Consider the following 3,611-nt stretch of genomic DNA (forward strand, 5'->3'; position numbering starts at 1 on the left):
AGGCAGCCAACCGTCGCGCTGTCGATAACAGGCATCCGCCACCGCGAGCGCTTGCTCGACGCCGTGACGATCGACGGTGTCGACGGTCGCGATCGGTTGCAGATTGAACGGATTGAGCACCTCGAGCAAGCCGGCCGCGTTCACCTCGGCGGCAATGCGATGGGTTTGATGCTGGTCTACGTCATTCGTCATGGGACGGCTCCTCCTCGGCTCATTGCTCTGTTTAGCAGCTTTCTCCAGGCTGTCGCGGATGCTGGCCAGCCGCTACAAACCGCTGCTGGATAGGATTCAGATGCACCGGTCGACGCAGAAAGGCAAGGACATTAGGCGCATACCCGACGAACCCCGAGTGCTGCTCCGGCGGGCAGTGGCGCTGCGCTGACCGGGATCGTTGGCCCCTATAGGCTGCACCCGCACGCTGACAGACGAGCGATTCCTCGCTGGCTTATCCTGTCGGCTCGGCCAAGCTGCGCGAACTTGTCCGACAGTCACCCGTCGGTTAGCGCCAATCATCAGCAACAGGTACGAGCTCATGAGTCTGAGCGAACGACAATCCGCGCTGTGCGAGAGAAACGACACCGATTTTTCCGATCTGCGCGCCCTGTTCTTCAATTGCACGCTCAAACATCCCGATCAGGCGTCGCACACAGGGCTGCTGATGGGGACATCAGCCGAGATCATGCGCAAGAGCGGCATCGCGGTCGAGGAGATCCGCATGAGCGCGCACCACATCGCCGTCGGTGTCCAGCCCGACATGCGCGAGCATGGCTGGGACCATGACGACTGGCCCAATCTGTGGCCCAAGGTCGAGGCCGCCGAGATCCTGGTCATCGGCACACCGATCTGGCTCGGCGAGCAACCCTCCCTCTGCCGCCTTCTGATCGAGCGTCTTTACGCCATGTCCGGGCTTCTGAACGATCACGGGCAATCCATCTTCTATGGCAAGACCGGAGGCGTGGTCGTCACCGGCAACGAAGACGGGATCAAGCATGTGGCGATGAACGTGCTCTATTCGCTGTCGCATCTCGGTTACGTCATCCCGCCGCAGGCCGATTGCGGCTGGCTCGGCGAGGCCGGGCCAGGGCCGAGCTATGGCGATGACGGCGCCGGCTTCGACAACGAGTTCACGCAGCGCAATACCACGATCATGACCTGGAACCTGATGCATACGGCGCGGATGCTGAAAGACGCCGGTGGGCTGCCCAACCACGGCAACAACCGCAGCGCTTGGTCGGCAGGCTGCCGGTTCGACGTCGAGAACCCCGAGCACCGTCGCTGAGCGGGCGAACCTGACCACCGCTGCTGTTTTGAGTTTGTGTCATTGGAGGGGGACCTTTCGCTCCTCGGCGGCATGCTCGATCTGAGGGGGACGTGTGATCTCAAGACGACCCCACAGATCGGCCGGCGGCGCGATCGGGCTGTTCGCCGCACTCACCGAGCCCGCAGCAGCAAGATCCGCTGCATGCCCTGGTTGCCCTGGTTGGCTCAAGGACTCGACCACGCGGCGCTTCGCCTCCGGATGGTGCTGATCCAAGCCGATCGTGCGTCCATCCGCCTGCACCAGATGGGCATGAAAGCGCCGCAGCTCACGTGGACTGCGCACGCCGCAGGAGTGCGCGATGATGCCGACCTCTTTGGAGAGATTCTGCACATAGGCTGCCACCCGCACCGCCTTGGTCGGCGCATGCAGGCCGCGCTGGAACTTGCGCTGATGGGTGGTAATCCCGGTCGGGCAGGTGTTCTTGTTGCATTGCAGCGCCTGGATGCAGCCAAGCGCGAACATGAACCCACGCGCCGAGGTAATGAAATCCGCACCGATGCACAGCGCCCAGGCGACATCGGCCGGGGTGATGAGCTTGCCCGAGGCGATCACCCGAATGCGCTCGCGCAGGCCGTATTCGTTGAGCTTGTCGACCAGCATCGGCAGGCTGACGCGCAGCGGCAGGCCCATGTCGTCCATCAAGGGCATCGGCGCCGCACCGGTGCCGCCGTCAGCGGAGTCCACCGTGATGAAGTCCGGCGCCGAGGCCACACCGCGCGCATGCACCATGCCCAGCAGCTCATCGAGCCAGCCATAGGCGCCGAGCACCACCTTGAAGCCGACCGGCTTGCCGGTGACCCGCCGCACCCGATCGATCAGATCGAGCAGCTCGGCGGTATTGCCAACATCGGGATGGCGATTCGGACTGATGCTGTCGACGCCGACCGGAATGCCCCGGATCTCGGCGATCTCCGGCGTCACCTTGGCCGCCGGCAGGATGCCGCCCTTGCCGGGCTTGGCGCCCTGACTGAGCTTGATCTCGAACATCCGCACCTGCGGATGCGCGGCGACCGCTTGCAGGCGCTCATCGCTGAGGTTGCCGGCTGAATCGCGCACGCCGTATTTCGCGGTGCCGATCTGAAACACCAGGTCGGTCCCTCTCTCCAGATGATAGCGAGAGAGCCCGCCCTCGCCGGTGTTGAGCCAGCAGCCGGCCTGGGCCGCGCCCTTGCCCAGCGCCTCGAGCGCAGGTTTGGAGATAGCGCCATAGCTCATCCCGGAGATGTGGAACAGCCCCGCGATGGTATAGGGCTGCCGCGCAAAGGGGCCGATGGTGATCGGCTGCGGCGGTACCGCATCCTCGCCCAGGGTCGGAAACGGGCAGTTGACGAAGATCACCTGCCCCGGCACCGTCAGGTTACGGGTCGAGCCGAAGGCGACGGTGTTATCGACATCCTTGGCCGCGCGATAGACCCAGTTGCGCTGCGCCCGGTTGAACGGCAGCTCCTCGCGGTCCATGGCAAAGAAGTACTGGCGAAAGAACTCGCCGAGGCGCTCGAACAGATACCGAAAACGGCCGATGACCGGATAGTTGCGCCGGATCGCCTGCGACTTCTGGGTGCTGTCGACCAGATAGGCGTAGACGGCCCAGAGGGCGGCCAGGCCGATCACGAAGATGAACAGCGCCGACATCAGCTGCAACGAGGTTAGCAGGAAGTCTTGGGTGGAATCGAATAGCGTCAACATCGTCAGGACTCCTCTTAGACCGGGCACTGCAGCGCGGCGAGGCGCTCGGTCAATTGCATGTTTTGGGCGTAGTCGACCGGGCAGTCAATAACAGCGACGGTGCCGCAGTGCAGCGCCTCATTGAGCACCGGGATCAGCTGCGCGGCCGATTCGACCCGGTAGCCACGGGCACCGAAGCTCTCGGCGTACTGGACGAAGTCCGGGTTGTTGAAGCGGATCTGGGTCTCGCGGCCGAAGCGTTTGTCCTGGTGCCACTTGATCAACCCATAGGCGCTGTCGTTCCAGATCAGCACCACGAACGCAAGCCCAAGGCGTAGCGCGGTCTCGAGCTCCTGAGAGTTCATCAGGAAACCGGCATCGCCGGTGATGGTCAGCACTCGTCGCTCGGGATGCACCAGCTTGGCTGCCAGGGCGCCAGGCACGCCAATCCCCATCGCCGCAAAGCCATTGGAGATGAGGCAGGTATTCGGCGCCTGTGCCTGCCACATGCGCGCGATCCACAGCTTGTGCGCCCCCACATCGGAGATCAGGATGTCCTCGGGCGCCAAGACCTGCCGCAGGTCCCAGAGGATCTTCTGCGGCTTGAGCGGAAAGCCGTCGTCCT

The 3,611-nt window shown here is 63.9% G+C and carries 3 protein-coding genes and 1 pseudogene; 1 reads left to right on the plus strand and 3 read right to left on the minus strand.

Going from position 1 to position 3,611, the window contains the following annotated elements:
* Positions 1–192 (minus strand): annotated as a pseudogene (locus tag CKO42_RS25940) (hypothetical protein); the annotation flags it as partial.
* Between the two features lie 340 nt (positions 193–532).
* On the opposite strand from CKO42_RS25940, the gene CKO42_RS25945 reads away from it, so the two are divergent.
* Positions 533–1,279, plus strand: coding sequence for a flavodoxin family protein (locus CKO42_RS25945; protein WP_200252035.1), 747 nt, complete (start codon positions 533–535; stop codon positions 1,277–1,279).
* A gap of 39 nt (positions 1,280–1,318) precedes the next feature.
* On the opposite strand, the gene CKO42_RS25950 is transcribed toward CKO42_RS25945, so the two are convergent.
* Both CKO42_RS25950 and CKO42_RS25955 read right to left on the minus strand, forming a co-directional pair.
* Positions 1,319–3,007, minus strand: a complete 1,689-nt coding sequence (locus CKO42_RS25950) for an FMN-binding glutamate synthase family protein (protein ID WP_200252038.1) — start codon at positions 3,005–3,007, stop codon at positions 1,319–1,321.
* 14 nt (positions 3,008–3,021) lie between these two features.
* The coding region (locus tag CKO42_RS25955; RefSeq protein WP_242479721.1) for a thiamine pyrophosphate-dependent enzyme at positions 3,022–3,611 on the minus strand (590 nt) is incomplete at its 5' end.

The organism is Lamprobacter modestohalophilus (assembly GCF_016583905.1).
In the GTDB taxonomy this organism is placed as follows: domain Bacteria; phylum Pseudomonadota; class Gammaproteobacteria; order Chromatiales; family Chromatiaceae; genus Lamprobacter; species Lamprobacter modestohalophilus.